General features: G+C 40.9%; 16 protein-coding genes. 7 read left to right on the top strand and 9 right to left on the bottom strand.

The genetic code is table 11. From position 1 onward, the window contains the following. Positions 1-636: 636 nt before the first annotated feature. Positions 637-2328 carry an NAD+ synthase gene (locus ACTQ9S_RS06335; protein ID WP_350655508.1) on the top strand — a complete coding sequence of 564 codons (1692 nt, stop codon included), beginning with the start codon at positions 637-639 and terminating at the stop codon, positions 2326-2328. A 230-nt stretch (positions 2329-2558) separates the two neighbouring features. Then, positions 2559-3833, top strand: coding sequence for a hemolysin family protein (locus tag ACTQ9S_RS06330; protein WP_068325726.1), 1275 nt, complete (start codon positions 2559-2561; stop codon positions 3831-3833). Positions 3834-3910: 77 nt separating this feature from the next. Here the strand turns inward: ACTQ9S_RS06330 and ACTQ9S_RS06325 are convergent, their stop codons facing one another. Beyond that, on the bottom strand, positions 3911-4654 hold the full coding sequence (locus tag ACTQ9S_RS06325) for a YggS family pyridoxal phosphate-dependent enzyme (protein ID WP_068038889.1): 744 nt from the start codon (positions 4652-4654) through the stop codon (positions 3911-3913). Positions 4655-5002: 348 nt separating this feature from the next. Here ACTQ9S_RS06325 and ACTQ9S_RS06320 point away from each other — a divergent pair, with 348 nt between their 5' ends. Next, positions 5003-6058 carry a type IV pilus twitching motility protein PilT gene (locus tag ACTQ9S_RS06320; protein WP_440454452.1) on the top strand — a complete coding sequence of 352 codons (1056 nt, stop codon included), beginning with the start codon at positions 5003-5005 and terminating at the stop codon, positions 6056-6058. Positions 6059-6143: 85 nt separating this feature from the next. Beyond that, the gene (locus ACTQ9S_RS06315) at positions 6144-7265 is read left to right on the top strand and encodes a PilT/PilU family type 4a pilus ATPase (protein WP_068034204.1); all 1122 of its coding nucleotides are present in this window, start codon (positions 6144-6146) and stop codon (positions 7263-7265) included. Positions 7266-7367: 102 nt separating this feature from the next. Here ACTQ9S_RS06315 and fur read toward each other — a convergent pair whose 3' ends face one another. Beyond that, positions 7368-7802: a ferric iron uptake transcriptional regulator gene (gene fur / locus ACTQ9S_RS06310; protein ID WP_068034202.1), complete on the bottom strand. Its 435-nt coding sequence runs from the start codon at positions 7800-7802 to the stop codon at positions 7368-7370. A 323-nt stretch (positions 7803-8125) separates the two neighbouring features. Here fur and ACTQ9S_RS06305 point away from each other — a divergent pair, with 323 nt between their 5' ends. Continuing rightward, positions 8126-8560 carry an outer membrane protein assembly factor BamE gene (locus ACTQ9S_RS06305; protein WP_082787136.1) on the top strand — a complete coding sequence of 145 codons (435 nt, stop codon included), beginning with the start codon at positions 8126-8128 and terminating at the stop codon, positions 8558-8560. 10 nt (positions 8561-8570) lie between these two features. On the opposite strand, the gene ACTQ9S_RS06300 is transcribed toward ACTQ9S_RS06305, so the two are convergent. The 4 genes from ACTQ9S_RS06300 to ACTQ9S_RS06285 form a co-directional block, all read right to left on the bottom strand. Next, positions 8571-8924, bottom strand: a complete 354-nt coding sequence (locus tag ACTQ9S_RS06300) for an RnfH family protein (protein WP_440454451.1) — start codon at positions 8922-8924, stop codon at positions 8571-8573. After that, positions 8912-10054 (bottom strand): hypothetical protein, encoded by a 1143-nt coding sequence (locus ACTQ9S_RS06295; RefSeq protein WP_440454450.1) that lies wholly within the window; start codon positions 10052-10054, stop codon positions 8912-8914. The genes ACTQ9S_RS06300 and ACTQ9S_RS06295 overlap by 13 nt, the downstream gene beginning before the upstream one ends. Positions 10055-10203: 149 nt before the next feature. Continuing rightward, positions 10204-10872 carry a c-type cytochrome gene (locus ACTQ9S_RS06290; protein ID WP_068034196.1) on the bottom strand — a complete coding sequence of 223 codons (669 nt, stop codon included), beginning with the start codon at positions 10870-10872 and terminating at the stop codon, positions 10204-10206. A gap of 334 nt (positions 10873-11206) precedes the next feature. After that, positions 11207-11542: a c-type cytochrome gene (locus ACTQ9S_RS06285; RefSeq protein WP_068034194.1), complete on the bottom strand. Its 336-nt coding sequence runs from the start codon at positions 11540-11542 to the stop codon at positions 11207-11209. Positions 11543-11991: 449 nt separating this feature from the next. Between ACTQ9S_RS06285 and yihA the strand changes: the two genes are divergently transcribed. Then, positions 11992-12765, top strand: a complete 774-nt coding sequence (gene yihA, locus ACTQ9S_RS06280) for a ribosome biogenesis GTP-binding protein YihA/YsxC (RefSeq protein ID WP_068034192.1) — start codon at positions 11992-11994, stop codon at positions 12763-12765. Between the two features lie 133 nt (positions 12766-12898). Here the strand turns inward: yihA and ACTQ9S_RS06275 are convergent, their stop codons facing one another. Both ACTQ9S_RS06275 and ACTQ9S_RS06270 read right to left on the bottom strand, forming a co-directional pair. Beyond that, positions 12899-13567 (bottom strand): HAD-IA family hydrolase, encoded by a 669-nt coding sequence (locus ACTQ9S_RS06275; protein WP_068325716.1) that lies wholly within the window; start codon positions 13565-13567, stop codon positions 12899-12901. Positions 13568-13720: 153 nt separating this feature from the next. Further along, positions 13721-14731, bottom strand: a complete 1011-nt coding sequence (locus tag ACTQ9S_RS06270; protein ID WP_440454449.1) for an RluA family pseudouridine synthase — start codon at positions 14729-14731, stop codon at positions 13721-13723. A gap of 1258 nt (positions 14732-15989) precedes the next feature. Here ACTQ9S_RS06270 and ACTQ9S_RS06265 point away from each other — a divergent pair. Then, positions 15990-20279, top strand: coding sequence for an Rne/Rng family ribonuclease (locus ACTQ9S_RS06265; RefSeq protein ID WP_440454448.1), 4290 nt, complete (start codon positions 15990-15992; stop codon positions 20277-20279). Positions 20280-20494: 215 nt separating this feature from the next. On the opposite strand, the gene ACTQ9S_RS06260 is transcribed toward ACTQ9S_RS06265, so the two are convergent. Further along, positions 20495-21418 (bottom strand): DUF808 domain-containing protein, encoded by a 924-nt coding sequence (locus tag ACTQ9S_RS06260; protein ID WP_068034182.1) that lies wholly within the window; start codon positions 21416-21418, stop codon positions 20495-20497. Between the last annotated feature and the right edge of the window lie 265 nt (positions 21419-21683).

Genomic DNA, 21683 nt, shown 5'->3' with positions numbered 1-21683 from the left:
CGAGGACGTTGTTCAATAAATTTAAAGGTACTCAAACATCGATTTTTGTGATTAATACCGTCAACTATATCTTATTAACGGCGTAATAACTCACATACGATAACAAATAATTTGCTAACTAAAATTATCCACTCAACTGTGCTAAGTTAGTAAAAAAACTTAATTATGAGCACCTATTATGCAATAGCGTCCTGCAAATAAACAATGATGTGTTGTAATTTTTACTTACAATTTCGTTTTTATCAATTAAAAACGAACGTTTAGATGGTTTATAAAGATTACTGTTAAATACTCTAGGCTAAAACAACTGATGCGTCATCTGTAAAGGTAAATCACCGCTACGTTCTCGTAGGCTATAAAATTGATGTTATACTAAAGCTATTACTTTATTTTTTATAATACTATGCAAATTTTTCGTACAATATCCTGCGCAAATGCCAGCATTGTAGGTTACAAACATGCTAGTAGTATTGATTAATTACCACCATTCTACGGAAAACTCTTAGAATACAGCCTAACATTTAAGGCAAAGTGCTTAGGCAGGGCATAACTGCTAGCACAATTCTACAGATATCTTGTTTTGGGCTAATAATAGTCCTCCAAATTTTCATTGATATATCTACAGGAACAATAACAATGTCAAAAGACACTGATAACTCTAACCTTACGGCAGAAAATTCTGCTAATACGACCAATATACCGCCCAACGCTGTCACCTTTGCTTTAGCTCAATCACATTTCTTAGTAGGTGATATTACTGCCAATGCTGAAAAAATGCGTCAACTTGCTATTCAAGCGCGTGACCAAGGCGCTGACGTTATTATCTTTCCAGAACTAGCGTTATTAGGCTATCCCCCACAGGATTTGCTGTTGCGCCCAAGCCTATCTGGACGTATTAAAAGCGCCTTATCGACTTTGAGTGATATCCAAGATATTGTAATGATTGTTGGTTATCCACATGTTGACCACCATGGCACCTTTAACTCAGCAGCTATCTTGCATAATGGTCATCAAAAAGGCTTTTATCATAAGCAGTTTTTGCCAAACTATGGTGTGTTTGATGAGCGCCGTTATTTTGATAAAGGGCGTAATCAAGTTTTATTTGATTATAAAGGCATTACTATCGGGTTACTTATCTGCGAAGATTTATGGGAAAAAACCCCCATTGCTGATCTTAAGCAGCAAGGCGTAGACCTTATTGTTAGTCTAAATGCTTCACCATTCGAAGTGGATAAGCAAAATGTACGTAAAGCCATGCTGACTAAGCGTAGCCGCGAGCATAAAATGCCGATTGTTTATGTTAACGCCGTTGGCGGTCAAGACGATTTAGTATTCGATGGTGGTTCTATCGTTACGCAAGCCGATGGCTCTATCGCTCACGAAGCATCGCGCTTTATGGATCAGTTAATGCTCGCTACCTTGAACGTTGACACTTGCAAGTTTGACACTCAATCCAAAGCACCGCTGACACTTAGCCGTGAGTCGGAGATGTATCAAGCTTTAGTCGTTGGATTACGTGATTACGTTAATCACTCAGGATTTACCGGAGTTCTCGTTGGTCTGTCAGGCGGTATTGATTCAGCCTTAACCTTATGTATTGCAGTGGATGCACTAGGTGCGGACAAGGTCTATGCCGTTATGATGCCTTACGAGTTTACCTCAAAGATTAGTTTAGAGGACGCCCAAGCACAAGCTCGCCGCTTAAATGTCTCTTATACGGTTTGCCCTATTTTTGATGCAGTTGAAGGTATTCGTCATACGCTAGCGCCGCTATTTAACAAGTCACCTGCTGATACTACTGAAGAAAACATTCAAGCACGTGCGCGCGGTGTCATCTTAATGGCATTGTCTAATAAGTTTGGACATTTAGTCATCACGACGGGCAACAAGTCTGAGATGGCAGTGGGCTACTCGACGTTGTATGGCGATATGGCTGGCGGCTTTGATGTCCTAAAAGACGTTTACAAATCGCAAGTTTATAACTTGGCAAGCTACCGTAACCGTTTAGAAGATACGCCAGTGATTCCTGAGCGCGTCATTACTCGCCCGCCGTCAGCTGAGCTGCGTCCTGATCAAAAAGATCAAGATAGCTTACCTGATTATGACGTATTAGATGGCATTTTAACCTTGTATGTCGATGAAGATATGGGTTATCAAGCGATTGTCGATAAGGGTTTTGATGCCGATATGGTCGCCAAAGTGATTAAGATGGTAGACAATAGCGAACATAAACGTCGTCAAGCACCGATTGGTACTAAAATTAGCCAGAGAGCTTTTGGACGTGAGCGTCGCTATCCATTGGTTAATAAATGGTCAGTCAATGGCTAAGTACTTAAAGCTTTAGTTGTATTATTGACATCACTTTTTATTATTAGCTGGGCACTTGCTCAGCTTTTTTAGTAGCAGTACACTAAGTTTAAGTATTTTTTTTAAAGACTTTATTTGAGTAAGGTTATCTGGCATAGCATCTATCAATGTATAAACTATGACTGTGCTTAGTATTACTTATTATGCTATACCTTCATTTATTTTCAAACCTTCCTTCCTTTGAGTACTTCATGAGTCTGCTAACCGCTAGTATTTTTCTTCTTTTATTGCTTGCTTTGAGCGCCTTTGTTTCTGCTGCCGAAATTGCAATCGCAGCTGGCCGCAAAATTAAACTGCAAATCATGGCAAAAGAAGGAGAAGTCCGTGCACTTGACGTTCTTCATATGCAGGAAAACCCTGGTAGCTTTATCACTGTGGTGCAAGTCGTTCTAAACGCAGTTGCTATTTCAGCTGGTGCGGTGGGTGAGTCAGCAATTAGTCCTTATCTACAGCTTTTGTTCAATAATGAAGCAGCGGCTTCCATTATATCGTTCGTATTAATCACGAGTTTGTTCTCTCTGCTCGCTGATTTGATGCCTAGACGCTTAGCGATGTCTAACACTGAGATTATAGCTGTACGGCTCGTACGACCAATGATGCTTTTAATTTTTATATTCAAACCAGTTATCTGGATATTTGATGGCGCAGCAAATATCATTTTTGAGATGCTGGGCATATCAACCACACGTCAAGACGATATGACGCCAGAAGATATCTATGCAATGATGGATGCTGGAGCCGAAGCTGGTGTCCTTAAGAAGCAAGAGCATCACCTGATAGAAAATATCTTTGAGATGCAAGAGCGTACCGTAACCTCAGTTATGAATCCACGCGAACATATCGTTTATTTTGATACCAACACAAGCACTGAAAAAGTAGTCGAGGTCATGATTGAGCAACCGCATAATAAGTTTTTGGTTTGCAGCGATGATGATTTAGAACATATTGTTGGTTATGTAGAGTCACGTAGTTTTTTAGCTTTAGTACTTAATCAGCAAGAGGTCAGCTTAACAGACAAAGCGTTACTGAAACCGGCGCTCTTCGTTCCTGATACGTTGTCGTTGTTTGAAGTATTAGAGATGTTTAAATCTACTGGTGCTGACTTTGCTGTCATCGTCAATGAATATGCCATGGTGGTTGGTGTCATCACTCTCAAGGATGTCATGAGTATCGTCATGGGCGAGCTTGTCACTCTAGAAGATCAGCCTATTGTTCAACGAACTGATAACTCTTGGTTAATCGATGGTATGACACCAATTGAAGACGTGATTCGTGCTTTAGACATTGTTAACCTACCTCGTAACCAAAACTATGAAACCATTAGCGGCTTTATGATGTACATGCTACGTAAAATCCCTAAGAAAACTGACACTATCGAATATGCCAATTATCGCTTCGAAATATTAGATACTGATAAGTTAAAAATCAATCAAATGTTAGTGACCAAACTTGAAGAAACTGTGTAAGGGGCATAAAACCTTCTTTCGCTAATATAGGACTGAATGGCCTAACATACTGATTGCTAATGAGCAGATACTTTAATTCATTCACGTTCGCCAAATATTGCTGTGCCAACTCGTACCATAGTAGAGCCACTAGCAATGGCGGCAACCATATCATTACTCATACCCATACTTAGGGTATCCCACGAATGTAAGTCAGGATGTCTTTGCTTTACCTCTTCAAATAACTGTTTAGTGCGCTCAAAGGCATTGGTGTCAGCTTTGGCAGGAATAATCATTAAGCCTCGCAATTGCAGACGTTCGTATTCTTTGATAGCCGCTATTAAGTCTGGCAAATCCTCAGGACGACAACCTGATTTACTGTCCTCGTCATCTATATTTAGCTGAATTAATACGTTGAGTGGCGCCATACCTTCTGGACGTTGATCATTCAAACGCTTAGCAATGATGTCGCGCTCAAGCGTTTGTACCCAATCAAAATTTTCAGCGATATCACGAGTCTTATTACGTTGAATATGCCCAATATAATGCCATACGATCTGCTCAGTTTCGGGTTGCTGTTGCAACGCTTTAATCTTTTCAATGGCTTCTTGAAGATAATTTTCACCAAAGTCACGCTGACCTCGCTTAGCTAATGTCGCAATCATGCTTGCAGGTTTGGTTTTTGAGACTGCGAGCAATTTTACCTTGCTGGATATGACTCTACTAGACTCTAGCTTATCAAATGATTCATGATCTGCTGTTAAATTATCTGCTTGTACACAAGCATCGCTAACTTGTTTATTCACCTGTTGCCAATTGGCAATCAAAATATCGTCATTCATATTATTCTCATCTTTATTAAAAATATTATCCACTAAATAGTGCTTAAACTGCACAATCATCAAAAAATTTAGGAAAGTGAACCGTTGGTCGCCTATATTTACATTTAATCTGTTTCTTTTATGATTAAATTTGACTATTATTGTTATTATATTGTTACTTTACCTAGCTTATGCTGCTAAAATTAGCATTGATTGTAAAAAGAGTAACTTCGATATTCTTATTCTATTAAATGCGGCCACTTAGCACTTTTACGTTGATACGGTTGTGGAAGCGCCAAAATAATTTTGATATAGAGCTACTTTGTTACTCGTTTTACTTACTGTATTGATTGATAGGAATGTTTGACCATGGCTGAAAAAAGCAATTTAAGCATCGAAGATCTATTGCGATTCACTGTTAAGCATAAAGCGTCAGATTTACATCTCTCAGCTGGAATGCCGGCCGTTATTCGAGCCGATGGTGAGATTACCCGTATTAACATGCCAGTGATGAGTCATCAAGCAGTACATCAGCTAATTTATGACATCATGAATGATAAACAGCGTGCAGATTTTGAGGAATTCTTTGAGACGGATTTTTCTTTTGAGATTCCAAATCTAGCTCGCTTTCGGGTAAACGCTTTTAACCAAAATCGCGGTGCAGGTGCTGTATTCCGTACTATTCCATCAGAAGTTCTAACCTTAGAAGATCTAGGCATGGGAGATGTATTTAAGCGTGTATCGAACTTCAAACGCGGTGTGGTTCTTGTCACTGGTCCTACTGGTTCTGGTAAATCTACGACACTTGCTGCGATGATCGACTATATCAATGATACGCGTAAAGAGCATATTTTGACCATTGAAGATCCTATCGAATTTGTGCATCAATCCAAAAAAAGCCTCATTAACCAGCGTGAAGTTCACCGTGATACCTTAGGTTTTGAGCCTGCATTGCGCTCAGCGCTACGTGAAGATCCAGATGTTATCTTGGTTGGTGAGCTACGTGACCTTGAAACTATTCGTTTGGCCTTAACCGCTGCTGAAACTGGTCACTTAGTATTTGGCACCTTGCACACCAGCTCCGCTGCCAAGACGATTGACCGTGTGATTGATGTTTTTCCTGCTGCTGAAAAAGACATGATTCGCGCAATGTTATCTGAATCTTTACAGGCCGTTATTTCACAGACGTTACTACCAAAACAAACAGGCGGACGTGTTGCTGCTCACGAAATTATGTTAGGTACACCAGCTATTCGTAACCTAATACGCGAAAACAAAATTGCCCAGATGTATTCCGCTATCCAGACTGGTGCTGGTGACGGCATGATTACCCTCGATCAAACGCTCAAAAACTTAGTGACTAAAGGTACTATTAGTAAAGAGGTTGCCCGACCTTATGCTAAGCAGCCTGAAGCGTTTATATAGTGCTGATGGCACCCAAATATGTTTTACAATATTGTTAATATTTTCACTTTATTCTCTTATAACACACTTTTAATTTGGATATGATATGGACTTCGACAAACTACTACAACTCATGGTTAAAAAGAACGGCTCTGATCTATTTATTACAGCTGGCGTAGCCCCTTCTATGAAAATAAATGGCACTATCTGCCCTGTGGGACAGGCGCCATTGACTGGTGAGCAAACGCTACTTTTGGTCAAAAGCCTTATGACCTACAATCAGCAAAAAGAGTTTGAAGACACTAACGAATGTCAATTTGCCATCTCAGATAAATCGCAGCTAGCACGCTTTCGTGTTAGTGCTTTTATGCAGCGTGATATGGCAGGGATGGTTCTAAGAAAGATTGAAAATAAAATACCAACGGTTGAAGAGCTGCGCTTGCCGCCCTCTCTAAAAGAGTTGGCAATGAGAAAGCGTGGTATTATTTTATTGGTAGGTGCAACAGGTACTGGCAAATCGACAACGCTTGCTTCAATGATAGGTCATCGTAACCAAAACTCCCATGGTCATATTATTACCATCGAAGATCCGATAGAGTTCGTACATGAGCACAAAGGCTGTATTATTACGCAACGTGAAGTTGGTGTCGATACTTTATCGTTTGAAGCAGGTCTAAAAAACACTCTGCGCCAAGCCCCTGACGTTATTCTAATCGGCGAGATTCGTAATCGTGAAGTTATGGATTATGCCATTCAATATGCTGAAACAGGGCATTTAGTTTTTGCAACGTTACATGCAAATAATGCCAACCAAGCTATTGATCGCATTATTCATTTCTTTGAGGCTGATCGTCATAATCAGTTATTCATGGATTTATCACTTAACTTACAGGCCATTGTTGCTCAACAGCTCATTCCAACCCCAGATGGTAAAGGCTACCGTGCCGCCATTGAAGTTCTACTGAACTCGCAGCTAATTAGTGACTATATCCGTAAGGGTGAGCTACATGAAATTAAAGAGGTCATGACGCGCTCACGTGATAGTGGTATGCAAACCTTTGATCAAGCGCTGTTTGATCTGTACGAAAATGGTGATATTACCTACCAAGATGCGATTAAACACGCTGACTCACCGAATGACTTACGCCTAAAAATCAAATTAAATAGTAAAAACGGTAGTAAAGATATTGATGAAAATGCTAGTGGTTTGTCTTTAAATATTGGCTAGTGGTTGTTTATTAAAGAAGCCTAAACGCTTAAAAATCTAAATGCTTAAACCAAAAACAGCCCTCAAATTGAGGGCTGTTTTTATTATAGTTAATGCTATTTACTACTTCGCGCTGTCTTTACATTCTTGATTATTACAAATACCGTATAGCACTAGCGAATGCCCAGATAGTTTGAAGCCGTGCTCTGCCGCTACTTTTAGCTGCTCTTCTTCAATGACTTCATTATGAAACTCGATAATCTTGCCACAAACATCACAAACCAGATGGTCATGATGCTCTTCTTGAGTAATCTCAAATACTGACAAGTTATTTTCAAAATTATGACGCTCAACGATGCCAGCTTGTTCGAACTGTGTTAGCACCCGATATACTGTTGCCAACCCTACATCTTCGCCTTGCTCAATTAGTGCCTTGTATACCTCTTCTGCACTCATATGATGTAGCTCTGCGCGCTCAAGCAGCTCTAAAATTTTGATACGTGGTAAAGTTACTTTTAATCCTGCTTTACGTAAATCTTGATTGGTAAAAGAAGCCATAATGTCCCTTCTGACTGTTAAAGTCTTAGCAAATAAAAACTCAAAAATAGATTATAAATAATTGTGATAGGTTAGCAGCTGCCAACTATTTGAAATAATAATATTGATAATTTAACCTAACATACCTAAATTATAGGTTGTCGTCACTTGATAGTATGACCATAAGCTTATGAATTAACACTATAAATCATTAAGTATATCAGGTAGCATTTGGTAAATAATGTCGTAAGTGGTAGGCAATTGCAAGTAAATGACGTATCATTTGTCCAAGATTGCCGGCAAGTCTTGCACTAAATGCACCTAGCCGCGCCTAACCCATTTTTGTGAGTCATCTTACCATGATAAAGCTATCAAACCGTCTTCCGCTTCGCCACCAATCGTTTAGCTACTCCAGTAGCCTGCGCAAACTTATGATTACAGCAACTCTTGGCGCCACTGTCGCCCTATCTGGTTGCTCATTGTTTAGCGTCTATAAAATTGATTTGCCGCAAGGTACGCCAATCACACAGACTCAAGCGCAAAAGTTAAAAGTAGGAATGAATCAAAACCAAGTGCTGTATATACTTGGCAGCCCAGCTATCAAAGATACATTAGCGCCCAATCGCTGGGATTATATCTATGACTATCAAGCGGGCACAGAGGGTGAGCGTAAAGGTATAGCAAATGTTAAAAACGCCAGCCAGCATTTGATTATCTACTTTGATGCAAACGGAATTGTTAACCGTATTGAAGGTATGGAAACTCTACCTCAGTCTTAACTGGTCGCTGCTACTTTTTCTTACCTCTACTTTTGCGCTGGGACATTGGATCAGCGCTCAAGCTACGATATACCTCAATGCGATCCAATGGTTGTAGTATATAGCTTGTAGGTTGCTTCTGTGCATAAATACCAACATGCCAGAGCTTAGCAGCAGGTGTTTTGATATCTACCACCTGCTGACACCACAACGCCAACTTAGGAAACTGAGCCAGCCAGCCAGCCTGTTCCAGTGCTTCATATAACGTCGTACCCTCAACCACTTGCAACGTCATATAATGTTGCTGTTGTATATCCTCAGCATAGGCCAAATGCACTGTTATCATGAGTGGTATTTTAGATATTGCCTCCGTTAACTCAACCACAGTATCATCCAACCTATCAATGCTAAAATCAATGCTAACGGTACAACAAGGCGAATAGCTACTCGCCATAAATTGTATAGGGCTTCATTGCCAAAGTTTAAAGATTTACGCAGATGACTGATCTTCATACGCCAACCAGCAAATACAGATAGCAATAATACTGCTACGCTACTAATCACAACCAGTAGACCAACCAACCAAGACGTCGGTACCACTATCACTAACAGCAAACCTACCACCAACGTAATAAGCAAGCTGACCAATAATCCAAATTTATGCGCCAGTTGCTGAGCACTGTAATGCAACAGATAGCTTGCTACGAACAATACTCCAGCCCAGTATAATAATTGTCCAATGGGTGGCAACGCCAAGCCACTACTTAATAATGCTACAACCCCAACAACCAGCTGTAGTATCCAAATCGGTAGCACCAATTTAGTAGCTCGGTAAACGTTAGCAACTTTAGGAGAATTCGAACTAGGTGCGTTTAGATTGCCGGACTCTACTGCCGTTATCGTCTGCTTGGCGACCAAATGCTGACCAAACCAATACAGCCCCGTACCTGCCCCTACACTTACCAAAGCAAGTGCAACAGCACGCGCCCATTCAGTCAAGCTGATATTAGTCATAGCAAATTCAACTTGTGGTAGACCACCTGCCAATCCCATCATCAAACCTACAACCATCAAACCCAAACCTATTGGTAAAGGTGCGACACCGAGTAAGCTGAGCAATAATGCAATGACCATTAAGCCACCAGCGACTGCAAAGCTCGGTAAGTTAGGTGCACTATTAAGATCAATTAAAGCAGCTAATATAGCGCTGCTCGCTCCTGATATAACGAGGGCAGCAATAATAATCGCTACTATCGCTGCTAACCAGCCAAAACTACGCCATAACGGACTAGCATCAGCCTCACGAGTGAGTTTCTGCATGCCCGCTAAGGGTGCCTCAACGCTACGATAGGCTAAAGCTATCTCTGCATAAATGACTGGCAATGATACCAGCACCATCGCAAATAACCAGAGTAACCAGAAATCTATCTCACCAATTGAAGCTGGTGCAAACCAACGAAATAGCAATAGCGGCAACAGTGCTGCCATAAAATAAGAGGCATAGCGGATCATCATAATCTCAATCCAAACGATCTAAAGTGAATAATAATAAAATGTAATAGTACAGGCCAATTATAAGACGCTGTATGATTTTCTATAATATAGGGGATATGCACCTATAAAAAAACCCCGAAAACGGGGTTTAATAACTAAATGAAAGCTGCTTAGTGAATGGCGCTAACATAGTCTGACAAAATACGAATATCACGATCTGACAGTCTTGCTGCTACCGTCTGCATCATACCCATTTCGCCTTCTTTCGCACCATCATTGACACGTTTTTGGTCATCGCTTGCAATATCATCTACACGGCCAGCAGCGCGGAACAACTTCAGTTGAGTAGCGATATATTCAGCATGCTGTCCACCCAAACGTGGGAAAGCGGCAAACTCATTACCAGCAGCATCGGGACCATGACAACCAGCACAGCCAATCACACCGCGTGATTTGTCGCCGCCCAAGTACAGCTTAGTCGCTTCTTGGTTAGTCGCAGGATTACCAAAACCTACACCCCAAGGTGCTTGGCTAGAATAATATCCTGCCACGTTAGCAAGGTCTTGCTGGGACAAATTGGCAACCTGTGACTGCATAATACCGTTTTTACGATACCCTGACTTGAAGTTGACCAATTGCTTATATAAGTACTTTACATTTTGACCGCCAAGATTAGGCTGGGCTGGAATGGCACTCACACCGTCAACACCGTGACAGGCAGCACATACCGTTTCTGCAATTTGTTTACCTGCATTAGCGTCATATTCAGGAACAGTGATAACAGCTTGTACGCTGAAACTTGCAACACATAAGCTGGCGGCAGCGATTAACTTTTTCATTGATACAGATCCTACTAACTCGCCGTAAGCATTATCTAGATTGATTGTATTAACAGGACACTCAAAAAACCGTAAGAGCACACCTACAGTTTGATAAGGTAACTCATACGATTTGAGGTCTTAATAACAAGCAGCCTGAAAGTACTTACTAACATCAGGGTTTATTTGCAATTATTATAGCAAGACTTTAGATGATTTGCCTACTTAATCACAGCATCTAACTGTTTTTATCTCAGCACAACCTCACTATATATCTAGTAAAACAAAAAGCGCTATCCGTTATCCTAACGTGCGCTCTATTTTTTACGTGCGTATGACTAACTGGGGCTCTTATTTACTTACTCATATATTCAATAAGTTTGCGATAATCATCATCACTACAGCTATCACATAATCCGCCTGCTGGCATCTGAATCATACCCCCTTTTACAGAGTCAATCAGGGCGGGCATACCTTTTTTCTTGATTAACTGCTGCCATTGAGCGCTATCGCCTTTCTTGATAGCATTCAATGCGCCACTGTCATGACAAGCCGCACATGAGTCTTTGTAAGTTGACGGAATATCAGCTGCCGCATTACTACTTGTCATAGCCATACTTAATACAAGTGCAGCCACACTACCGCCTAAGGCTCGCCCTATTTGAGTAAGATTGATATTTAATAACCGCATACGATATCCCCTTTGTCTAAATAACTACGGAATACTCATTTTTACAATTGTTTGATGAAAAAAATTATTAATGGAAGCTGCAATAGAACGCTTATTTTTCTTGCCATTATCATGCACTTCTATTACATCTTATATTGTAACGATATATGTCGAGTTAAAATAGTGTCATCGCGTTTAGCATTAGTAACGCTTGACGACTCTGTCAATAATTTTTGCTAAGCCATAATTCACTTTAGTGTTATGCTGTTATAAATATAACGACAGTACTAAGTAAGGCAATGAATAAGTCATCGTATCGCTACTAGCTTATTTAGATACTTATTTATATTAAAAAATACTCCAAAGCCTATATAATTACCTTTACAACTTATCATTTATTTTTCTTTAGCCTGTTTTGCATTACTACCCCAAATTCCGTTTTAAACTTTTTGATTGTTAATGAGTCATTTATGAGTACCCCGTTTAAAGATGTTGCCGCTGAACATGCGGCGTTTAATACCAAAGCCCGTCATCGCATTCAGCAAACTGAGTTTATGACGTCAGCGCCTACTTTTCGCCTTTGCCCGCCTGATATTGGATTAGAGGTCGCTTTTGCAGGACGCTCAAATGCGGGTAAATCTTCCGCTATTAATGCGTTAACCAATCAGCGCCAACTTGCACGCTCATCAAAAACGCCTGGTCGTACGCAGATGATTAACTTTTTTAATATTGGTGATGCCGATAGGCGTTTGGTCGATTTGCCAGGTTATGGCTATGCAGCCGTACCACTTGAGATGAAAAAAGAATGGCAAGTGGAACTGGAAGAATATTTAGTATCGCGCTCAAGCCTTGCAGGTTTGGTGCTGATGACCGACATTCGCCATCCACTCAAATTCTTTGATGAGCAAATGCTACGTTGGGCAAAAGAGGGTGAGCTGCCCGTTCATATCTTATTAACGAAAGCAGATAAGCTGAAGTATGGTGCCTCTAAAAATGCTTTGCTTAATACACGTAAAAGACTGAAACAACTGGGTTTGAACTGTACGATCCAGTTATTTTCAGCTTTAAGAAAAGAAGGCCTTGATGAATTAGCAGGCGTTATGGGCAACTGGTATGAGTATCAGCTTGAAGCCGACAAAATTATCGAGTCCTCTTTTGCATTACTAGAAGGCGCTGAGCTAGAAGACGCAATCGAAAAAGATGCTGTCCAGCAAAGAGATAGCTCTAAAGAAGAAAGCAAATAAATCTCATAGTATTTAATAAAAAAAGGGCTAACCTCGTTGAACCGACCCCCATAATTTGTGTCCAACTTATGGGGGTCAGTTCAGATAAGCCCTTTTTTTATTATCATTTTTTATTATTTAAGCTGGTTTTTATTTAAGCATATAATAGCTCAACCAATGCTTCTGGCGTATCGACCTGATAAGTAGGCTGCTGCGCGGCAAGCTCCATACTGGTTGCAGTGCCATAATTTACCGCAATACTAGTCATCCCTAAGCTACTTGCCATTTGAATATCGTAAATACTATCACCAATAAATACCGCTTCAGATATTTGCTGCTGTGTGTGGTTTAAGATATCAGTAAGCATTTGCGGATCAGGCTTAGAGCCAGACTCGTCAGCGCAGCGGGTTATTTCAAAATAACGATGACTATCAGAGGCATCTAGTACTCTATCAAGCCCTCGTCTTTTCTTACCAGTTGCTACAGCAAGCTTACGACCCTGCTGTTGCAACGTTTGCAACATGTCTTCTATAGGAGTGAAAAATGGCGTGCGATGACTATTAGGAATATAGTAATCAGCATAACTCTGTTGAATGGCCAGCCTTTGCACATCGTTTGCCTGCGGGTATAAAATTTCAATACCATTCATTAAGCTAAGACCGATAATATCCTTCACCTCTTTATCATTTGTCTGAAAACCATGTTCCTCTCCAGCCACATGCATCGACTCAACGATTAAACCGATTGAATCCATCAAAGTACCATCCCAATCAAAAATAACTAGGCTCTTATCTGCCAAGTTGTGATTAAATTTTTTACTCATGACTTTACCTTAGCGAATGGCAATAACTATTGGACATACTGAGTTACAGATACTAAAACGTCACGCTAGCTTATTTGATGAAAATAAATAAGTTATTGTGACGTTTTTTAGCGTTTAATAATTAAATTGAACTTAAAGGCGAACGCTTGAATATTATTCAGGTAATTTGGTATCCTCTGGCAACCAATCTGCCATATCGTCTGGTAGCGGTGCGGTAATGGTTTTATAACCCGGAATATCTAAGCGCCACGCATGTAGACACAGACGATGAACGCCTGATTTGTCATGTACATGATACTTATCATCACCCAAGATAGCATGACCGATATGAGCTAAATGTACCCTAATTTGATGCGTGCGCCCTGTTAATGGCTTAGCTTCAATCAAGCTCACCGGCTGACCGGCAAGCATAAAACGGCTATGTACAACAATATCAGTTTGGCTTTCTTTAGCTTGTGGATCTTGGGCATCCACTTTGACGCGGCGCTCACCGCTAGCAAGTGTATAACGTAGTAATGCTGCATCAATGCGCTGCTCATTGAGCGTAGGCTGCCCTTTAGCGAGACATAGATAGTGCTTTTGGATGGTCTTATCTACTAGATGCTGCTGTAATACTTTCAGTGCTGAGCGCTTTTTAGAAATCATTAGCAGCCCTGAAGTATCTTTATCGATACGATGGATCAGCTCTAGATATTTTTTACCAGTCACTTCACGCATGGCTTCAATAACACCAAAATCAAGACCGCTACCACCATGCACCGCGATGCCAGACGGCTTATTGAGCACTAGCAATCCATCGTCTTCGTAAACTACACGTTCTAGCAGGCTTTTAGCAAACTCAGCACTGATAATCGGTTTCTCACGAGTCGCTAGCTGTACAGGTGCAATGCGTACTACATCATCACGCTCCACTCTATCATGCGCTTTACAACGCTTATTGTTCACTCGAACTTCATCTGAGCGAATCATTTTGTAGATATGAGATTTTGGCAAACCCTTTAGGCGGTTTAACAAAAAATTATCCAAGCGTTGGTCGTGCTGATGGCGTGTTACTTCAAGGTAATTAACCTTTCCGAAGTTACTAATCTCATCATCAGCGCTTTGCGGACGAGTTTTGCTATTAAAGATAGCAGGGGCTTCATGGATGGGCGCGTCGTCAGTCATTTTTGAATTTGTCATTTTTAGTTAGGTATTTACAGAAAGATTTGTTATAGTTTAGCATGTTGAGCGCCAATTAAGCAGAGGCTGTGGCAATAATAACCATTGTCCTGAACAACTTATCGCCATCTTTATTACTTGCTAGTAACGAGGCACCCGTTGTCAATCACGCTAATTTTGCACGCATCATCTAATTTTTAGAGCAACATGCCTAGTAATACATAGCATAGTGCCCAATAAATGGTATTTATACCAAACATAATCGTATTGATAATACTGACAAACATGTCCATTTATCAAGCGATAGCAACACACAACTACTCATTTAGCGCACGACCACGACTTGATTTGTAATCATGTAGGCAAGCGCAGCTGAGTAAGTGATGGTAGTCCAAAGTTAAGAGTTTAGAGCTGCCTGAATATTGGCGGTCAAACAGATATAATAGATATCACATAGAATGTATACCCTACCGAGCTGATGAGCCGGTTACCTATTCTGTTTGCCAAGTACGCCCCGCTGAATAACAGCGCAGTGGCACTCATAACCTAAGACACCAAAATACATAGATGTTATAAAATAATAGATAAAATAATTGAATTGATTTGAGCTAATATTAAGAGGTTTGCCGAATTTAAAGTTTAGAAAATAAACAGAATGGCGAATTAATTGTGACCACGTGGCAGGCGCTTTAATAAACCCTTACAAAGTATATTAAACGCACTTCACCACTTTAGATGTTAATAACTTTTATAAAGCTTACGATGACAATGTGTTAATAGTCAGTCCTCTGAGCCTATACAAAACAATTAGCATTAGGGGTTAATACTTTAGGCGCAATCATTGATAGCAGTTAAAGTATTACAGTAGATAACGTTACAGCCTTACACTCTGTATCCAGATTATTTAGAACAATCATTTTAGTATGCTTAAACACAGTTAGTAAGTTTTGAGTCAGTCGCAAGCAATTGATAGATAGTCTGTCATTTGACCGCCACTTAATTCAATCCTTTTATTTATTCAATATTATCCGAGCTTTGTGCTCAACTGATATCTTGTATTTTCAGCTAATCTCAATATTAGCGTCACTTGCCACTGCTACTCTACTTTGATTATTTTTATATTGATTGCTGTCCAATTGACAGTCTGAATAAACCGTTAATGCTTTTCATCATAAAAGCCGCTTAACATTAGAGTTTTAAGTTCAGAATCATTTAATATAAAAGTCTTTCTTGTCGTTGTCCTGTGTACTCATAGGATAATAGTATGAAACGCATTCTGATTAACGCCACTCAAAACGAAGAAATTCGTGTCGCCTTATGTAAAGGCAACCATCTCTACGATTTCGATTTAGAAAACCGTACCCGCGAGCAAAAAAAATCCAACATTTATAAAGGTCATGTGACCCGTGTCGAGCCGTCGCTTGAAGCAGTATTCGTTGAATACGGTTCACAGCGTCAAGGGTTTTTGCCTATTCGTGAGATTTCTGCCGAATACCTTAGCGGCAATCCACGTGATGAAAATATCAAAAAACTTATCAAAGAAGGCGATGAGCTAATCGTCCAAGTCGAAAAAGAAGAGCGCGGCAATAAAGGCGCTGCCCTATCGACTTATGTATCATTGGCTGGTCGCTATCTTGTATTGATGCCAAATAACCCTCGTGGTGGTGGTATCTCACGTCAAATCTCTGGCAAACTACGCGAAGATATGAAGCGTATGCTGAGCAATCTTGATTTACCTAAAGGCATGAGTGTTATCATTCGTACTGCAGGTATTGGCAAGACCCAGGAAGATTTGCAACACGATCTCAACCATCTGCTTAACATCTGGCAAGCTATCCAAGAACAAAACCAAAAGTACCCTTCACCGCGCTTAGTTCATCAAGAAGCAGGCGTTGTCACACGTGCAGTACGTGATTATCTACGTGATGATATCGCTGAGATTTGGATCGATAACGAAAACGCTTACATTGAAGCGGCAGGATTTATTGATGCAGTCATGCCAACACAAGCAGACAAACTCCGTAAATATACGGACTACGAGCCTATGTTTGCGCGTTTTAATATTGAAAAGCAGATTGAGACAGCCTATCAGCGTGAAGTACGTTTGCCATCTGGCGGCTCTATTGTCATCGACCAAACTGAGGCCTTAGTTTCAATTGACATTAACTCCGCTAAGTCTACCAAAGGTTCAGACGTCGCTGAGACCGCGTATCATACCAATTTAGAAGCAGCCGATGAGATTGCGCGTCAGTTACGCCTACGTGATATGGGTGGCTTGATTGTCATTGATTTTATTGACATGAATGACAATAAGCATCAAAAAGAAGTCGAAAAGCGTCTAGTTGATGCGACCAAATATGACCGTGCCCGTGTCCAGTTTGGTGAAATATCCAAATTTGGTTTGATGGAGATGAGTCGTCAACGTCTGCGCCCATCATTAGAAGAGTCTACCGGTTACATCTGCCCACGTTGCCACGGCAATGGTATGATTCGTGATCTGCGCTCACTATCGCTATCTATCATGCGTCAAATTGAGCAAATCGCTCTTAAAGAGCGTCAAGGCGAAGTGCAAGCGGAAGTACCTACTGATATCGCTGCGTTCTTATTGAATGAAAAACGCGACAGCTTGGTTTATCTCGAACAAGACAGCGGCACACGTATTACTATCCTGCCGCATGCTCATCTAGAATCGCCTAACTTTAAACTACACTTCAACCGTGATGGTTTTGCACCGACAAGCTATGAACGTATTACAGATACTCAGCAACAAGAGCATAGCGACCTTGGTTACGATGTCGATTGGCAGACTGCGGAAAAAGAACGTCCTGAGCAGCAACCTACTCGTCAGCCACGTAAGACAGCTGACAATCAAGGCAGTCAAACAGACGATCGCTCGAACAATCAAAATAGCGGCCGCTCACAGCCAGCAGCTAGTGGCCAGAGTAACAACCAAAACTCTAGCTCAAGCACTGAAACAAAGAGCGCAGCTAGCCATAGTAATAATCGTAATCAAAATAACAATAATAGCCAAAGCAACAATGAAAGCATCCAAGTCTCTTCAACGCGTGCTGCTACAAATAACGTTCCGCTAAAAAACCAAACGACCCCTAATCCTGTAGCCACTCAGTCTGTACCTGCTGCGCAGCCAAAAGCTGTCGCTTGGTTATCTAATCTGTTTGCCCAAGCGCCACAAGCACAAACTGCAAATAGTATTAGTAGTCGTGATGCAGCGGAAGCTATTGAAGCGTTAGTTAATACTGGTGCCCAGAGCTTAGGTTCGTTCGGTCAAGTTGATAATACGGCATTGGATAATAACCAACGTTCATCATCAACGCAGGATAGCCATCAGCAAAACGTACGTCCACAAGACGACAACCATGCTCAAGCTGTAACTCAGCAGTCAAGAGGCAGTGCTGACAATGACAGTGATAATGGCGACGATAATAAAGACAGCAATGGCGACGACAGAAGAAAGCGTAAGCCACGCAAATCAAGATCATCTAAACCGCGTCAAAGAAAAGAACAACGCGATGACAATGATAATGATAGTGTAGATAACAGCACAGACAGTACAAATGACAGCACTCAGTCTGATACACAAAATAAGCGTGAGCACGACAATAAACGCGGTAACGATCGTAATCGTAATCGCCAAGACAACCGTCAAGATAGCCGTCAGGACAATCGCCAGCATAATCGTAATGATAGCGAAAGTCAGGACGATACTGCCACTGAAGAGCAATCTCGTACGAAGCGCAAACCACATAGTCAGCGTAACTCACGTGGTAAGCTTGAACGTGGTGAGACCTTAACAGCTGACAATAATGCGAAGCAAAGCAATCAACAATCAGCTACGAACGGTAAGTCGCAGGCAAGTGCTCGACGCAACCAAGATCCTAACGAAGTCATATTACAGGTCAACGAAGCGCCAACTAAGCTTAAAGCATCAGAAGTGGTACATCTGTCTTTAGATGATAGCAAGTCTGGACAAACGGCGCATAAACCTACGGATATGCAAGAAGCTGAGCCTAATGTAGCTGTCGATGATAAAGACCTAACGGCTACACCACGTGATGACGATAAGTCGAAAGAGACAGTAACCAAAAAGGTTGAGAGCACAGATACCGACACGGTTAAAACCGAATCGACTGAACGCTTAGCCGACGAAAAACAACAGAGTAACGAGCACAAAGCAAAGCCAACTGAGGACAATAAATCATCGGTTGAGCAGAGTGAAAAAGTCTCTGATGCTAAAACAATCGCTACAGAATCGGTGAAAGAGTCAGCACAAGCGTCAGAAACGGTTAAAGCAGATACGACAAAAGCGTCAGTCGATGCTCAGCAATCTGACGATAATAGTGAAGTTGAAGCAACTAGCAGCACTAAAAGTAGCACTGCAAATAATAGCAATGCAGACACTAATAGTGATGTAAACAGTAATAGTGAGGTAGACAACAGCAAGACAAAGAATGGCGCTGTACTCACGCTTACTCATGATGCATTATTTGCTACACGTTATGTGGCCGCTCAGAAATTCGGGCAAGCAAGCAATGATCCTCGTGTAGTACGTCGTCAGCAGTCAGCACCAGTAGCTGAGTCAGATGCTAAAGCAAGCACTGTAGCAAGCACCGTACCGACTACTATTCGCGGTACTGTTGGTGAGTTCATTCATGCGACGTTAGCAGATGCACAAAGCCGCTTAGCGGATAATGGGGTGATTAGTTGCTTCATTGATGCTATTGAGGCGCATACTCAGCAAGCCAAACCTGCTGCTGTTGAAGTTGGTGACGTTGATAGTGTTAATGATAAAACTTTTGACTTTAGCAACTATGGTTATCAGCCTCTAGATGCTGATTACTTGACTCGCTTTGATGCGATGACCCAAGCAGTCAGTCAGTTTGCAGCAGCGCAAGGTAAAACAGAGGTTGCACCACGTGCTATTGGCAAGCGTGCTAGCAATGACCCACGTGGACAGCATCCTGATTATCATGCTGACGAACCAAAGCAGGCGACATTGAACGTTCCTGATGAGTCGCTTGTGGAGCCAAAATCAGATACTCAATCTCAAGAGATAGTAGAGATTAATGCTGCTGAGACGTCTGAAATGGCTGAGACTGTCAACGATGCTCCATCTGAAACTGCTGAAACTGCTGAAACTGCTGAAACTGAGAATGAGGCTATTCAAGCTGACAATGGTCAAATTGATGCTCATGAAACTGAAGCAGCAGCATTGACCAGTGAGGTACAAGCAGACGATATCAGTACTGAAAGTGAGCAATTACTAAAAGCTGATCAAATGCTAGAAGAAAACAAGGCTGTTGAGCTTACTGACTCTATCAAAGAGGACAGTCAAGCCGGTAAATCTAAGACGACTATTGCCAGTTATAAAAATATGATTGAAAGTGTCGCTGAGCAGCTGCTGCCACAAACTGGCATGTTTAATTTGACCACGCCAAAGGTTCCAAAAGCACGCAGTCGTAAACCAAAGACTGACCACGTGAAGCCAACACAAGCTGAGAAATCAGAAAATGATAATTCAGATAGCGAAAGTTAATTATTAGCATTAATATAAGATGACTTTCATAGCCATCTTATACTTAACCATAGAAAAAGCCCCAAAGCTACTCATAACTTTGGGGCTTTTTTTTAGATTTTTATAACCTATATCTAACGCTTTTCCGACTCATTTAATAAAGTATTAAGGAATAAGTCAAAAGATTATGAACCCTACAACATGATAAATTCTGGCACTGTAGTAGATAAATATTATTAATGGGCCGAAGCTCCGTTGTTACCGCGTAATTTACCAACGATAGTAAAAATACCAACAACGACAGCACCAATGATGAAGCCAATCAAACCATTTAATAGCGTAGTAGTCACACTTTCAAAGATACCTGTTAAATCTGCTAAGTCCTCTACTCCATGTTGCAAAAAGCTAATGCCATGAACTAAGATGCCACCACCGACTAAGAACATCGCTAACGTGCCAGCGATAGATAAGAATTTCATCAGTTTAGGCGCAGCAGCAAACATCACTTTACCTAGTTTTTGTTTAAAACTACTTTCTTGTTCCATTAAATGTAAACCTGCATCATCTATTTTGACAATACCAGCAACTAAGCCGTAAATACCGACGGTAATACCAATCGCTAGAATAGAAAGCACAAGACTACGTTCTAATAGTGTGGCGCTCGCCGTCGAGCCTAGTGCAATCACAATAATCTCTGCTGACAAAATAAAATCAGTACGTATAGCGCCTTTGATTTTTTCTTTTTCAAACGCTACCAAATCCACTGTTTCATCAGCATTGGCCTGCCGGCGCGCATTCTGTTCCTCATCATGCGGCAAGGCATGCGGCCAAAACCGATGTATAACTTTCTCAGCACCTTCATAAACCAAAAATAACCCGCCACACATCAATAGAAATGTGATTAACGGCGGATAGACAGCACTAATAAGTAGCGCAGCTGGTACTAAAATAAGTTTATTAACAAATGAACCTTTCGCTACTGCCCAAACGACTGGTAGTTCTCGATTTGCTTTGACACCTGTGACTTGTTCAGCGTTAAGCGCGAGGTCATCACCCAACACGCCAGCAGTTTTTTTGGCTGCCACCTTGGTCATAACTGAAACATCATCTAATATCACACTGATATCATCGAGTAGGGTTAATAAACTGGCACCTGCCATGCTCTCTCCTTAGCGTAAAATCGCTTAAATATTGAATGGGTATGAAAGTTGCTTCTTATAATAGTCATCAACACTAATAAATAAGTGATAAATAACAATGATAAGTAGCAACTAAGGTAATTGCTAATATTAGTTAATAATATTTACTGTAGCCTACTTAGCTACTGCGATATATGAAATAGTAGGAATGTAGCTTATATTACTTTTTTGTTTATCTCTAACCAAATTATTAGTTAGCTAAATTTTGGTTTTGGCTGTCATTTAT

This window comes from Psychrobacter sp. ASPA161_9 (assembly GCF_051970275.1).
GTDB lineage: Bacteria > Pseudomonadota > Gammaproteobacteria > Pseudomonadales > Moraxellaceae > Psychrobacter.
This window is presented reverse-complemented; position numbering and strand designations above follow the sequence as displayed.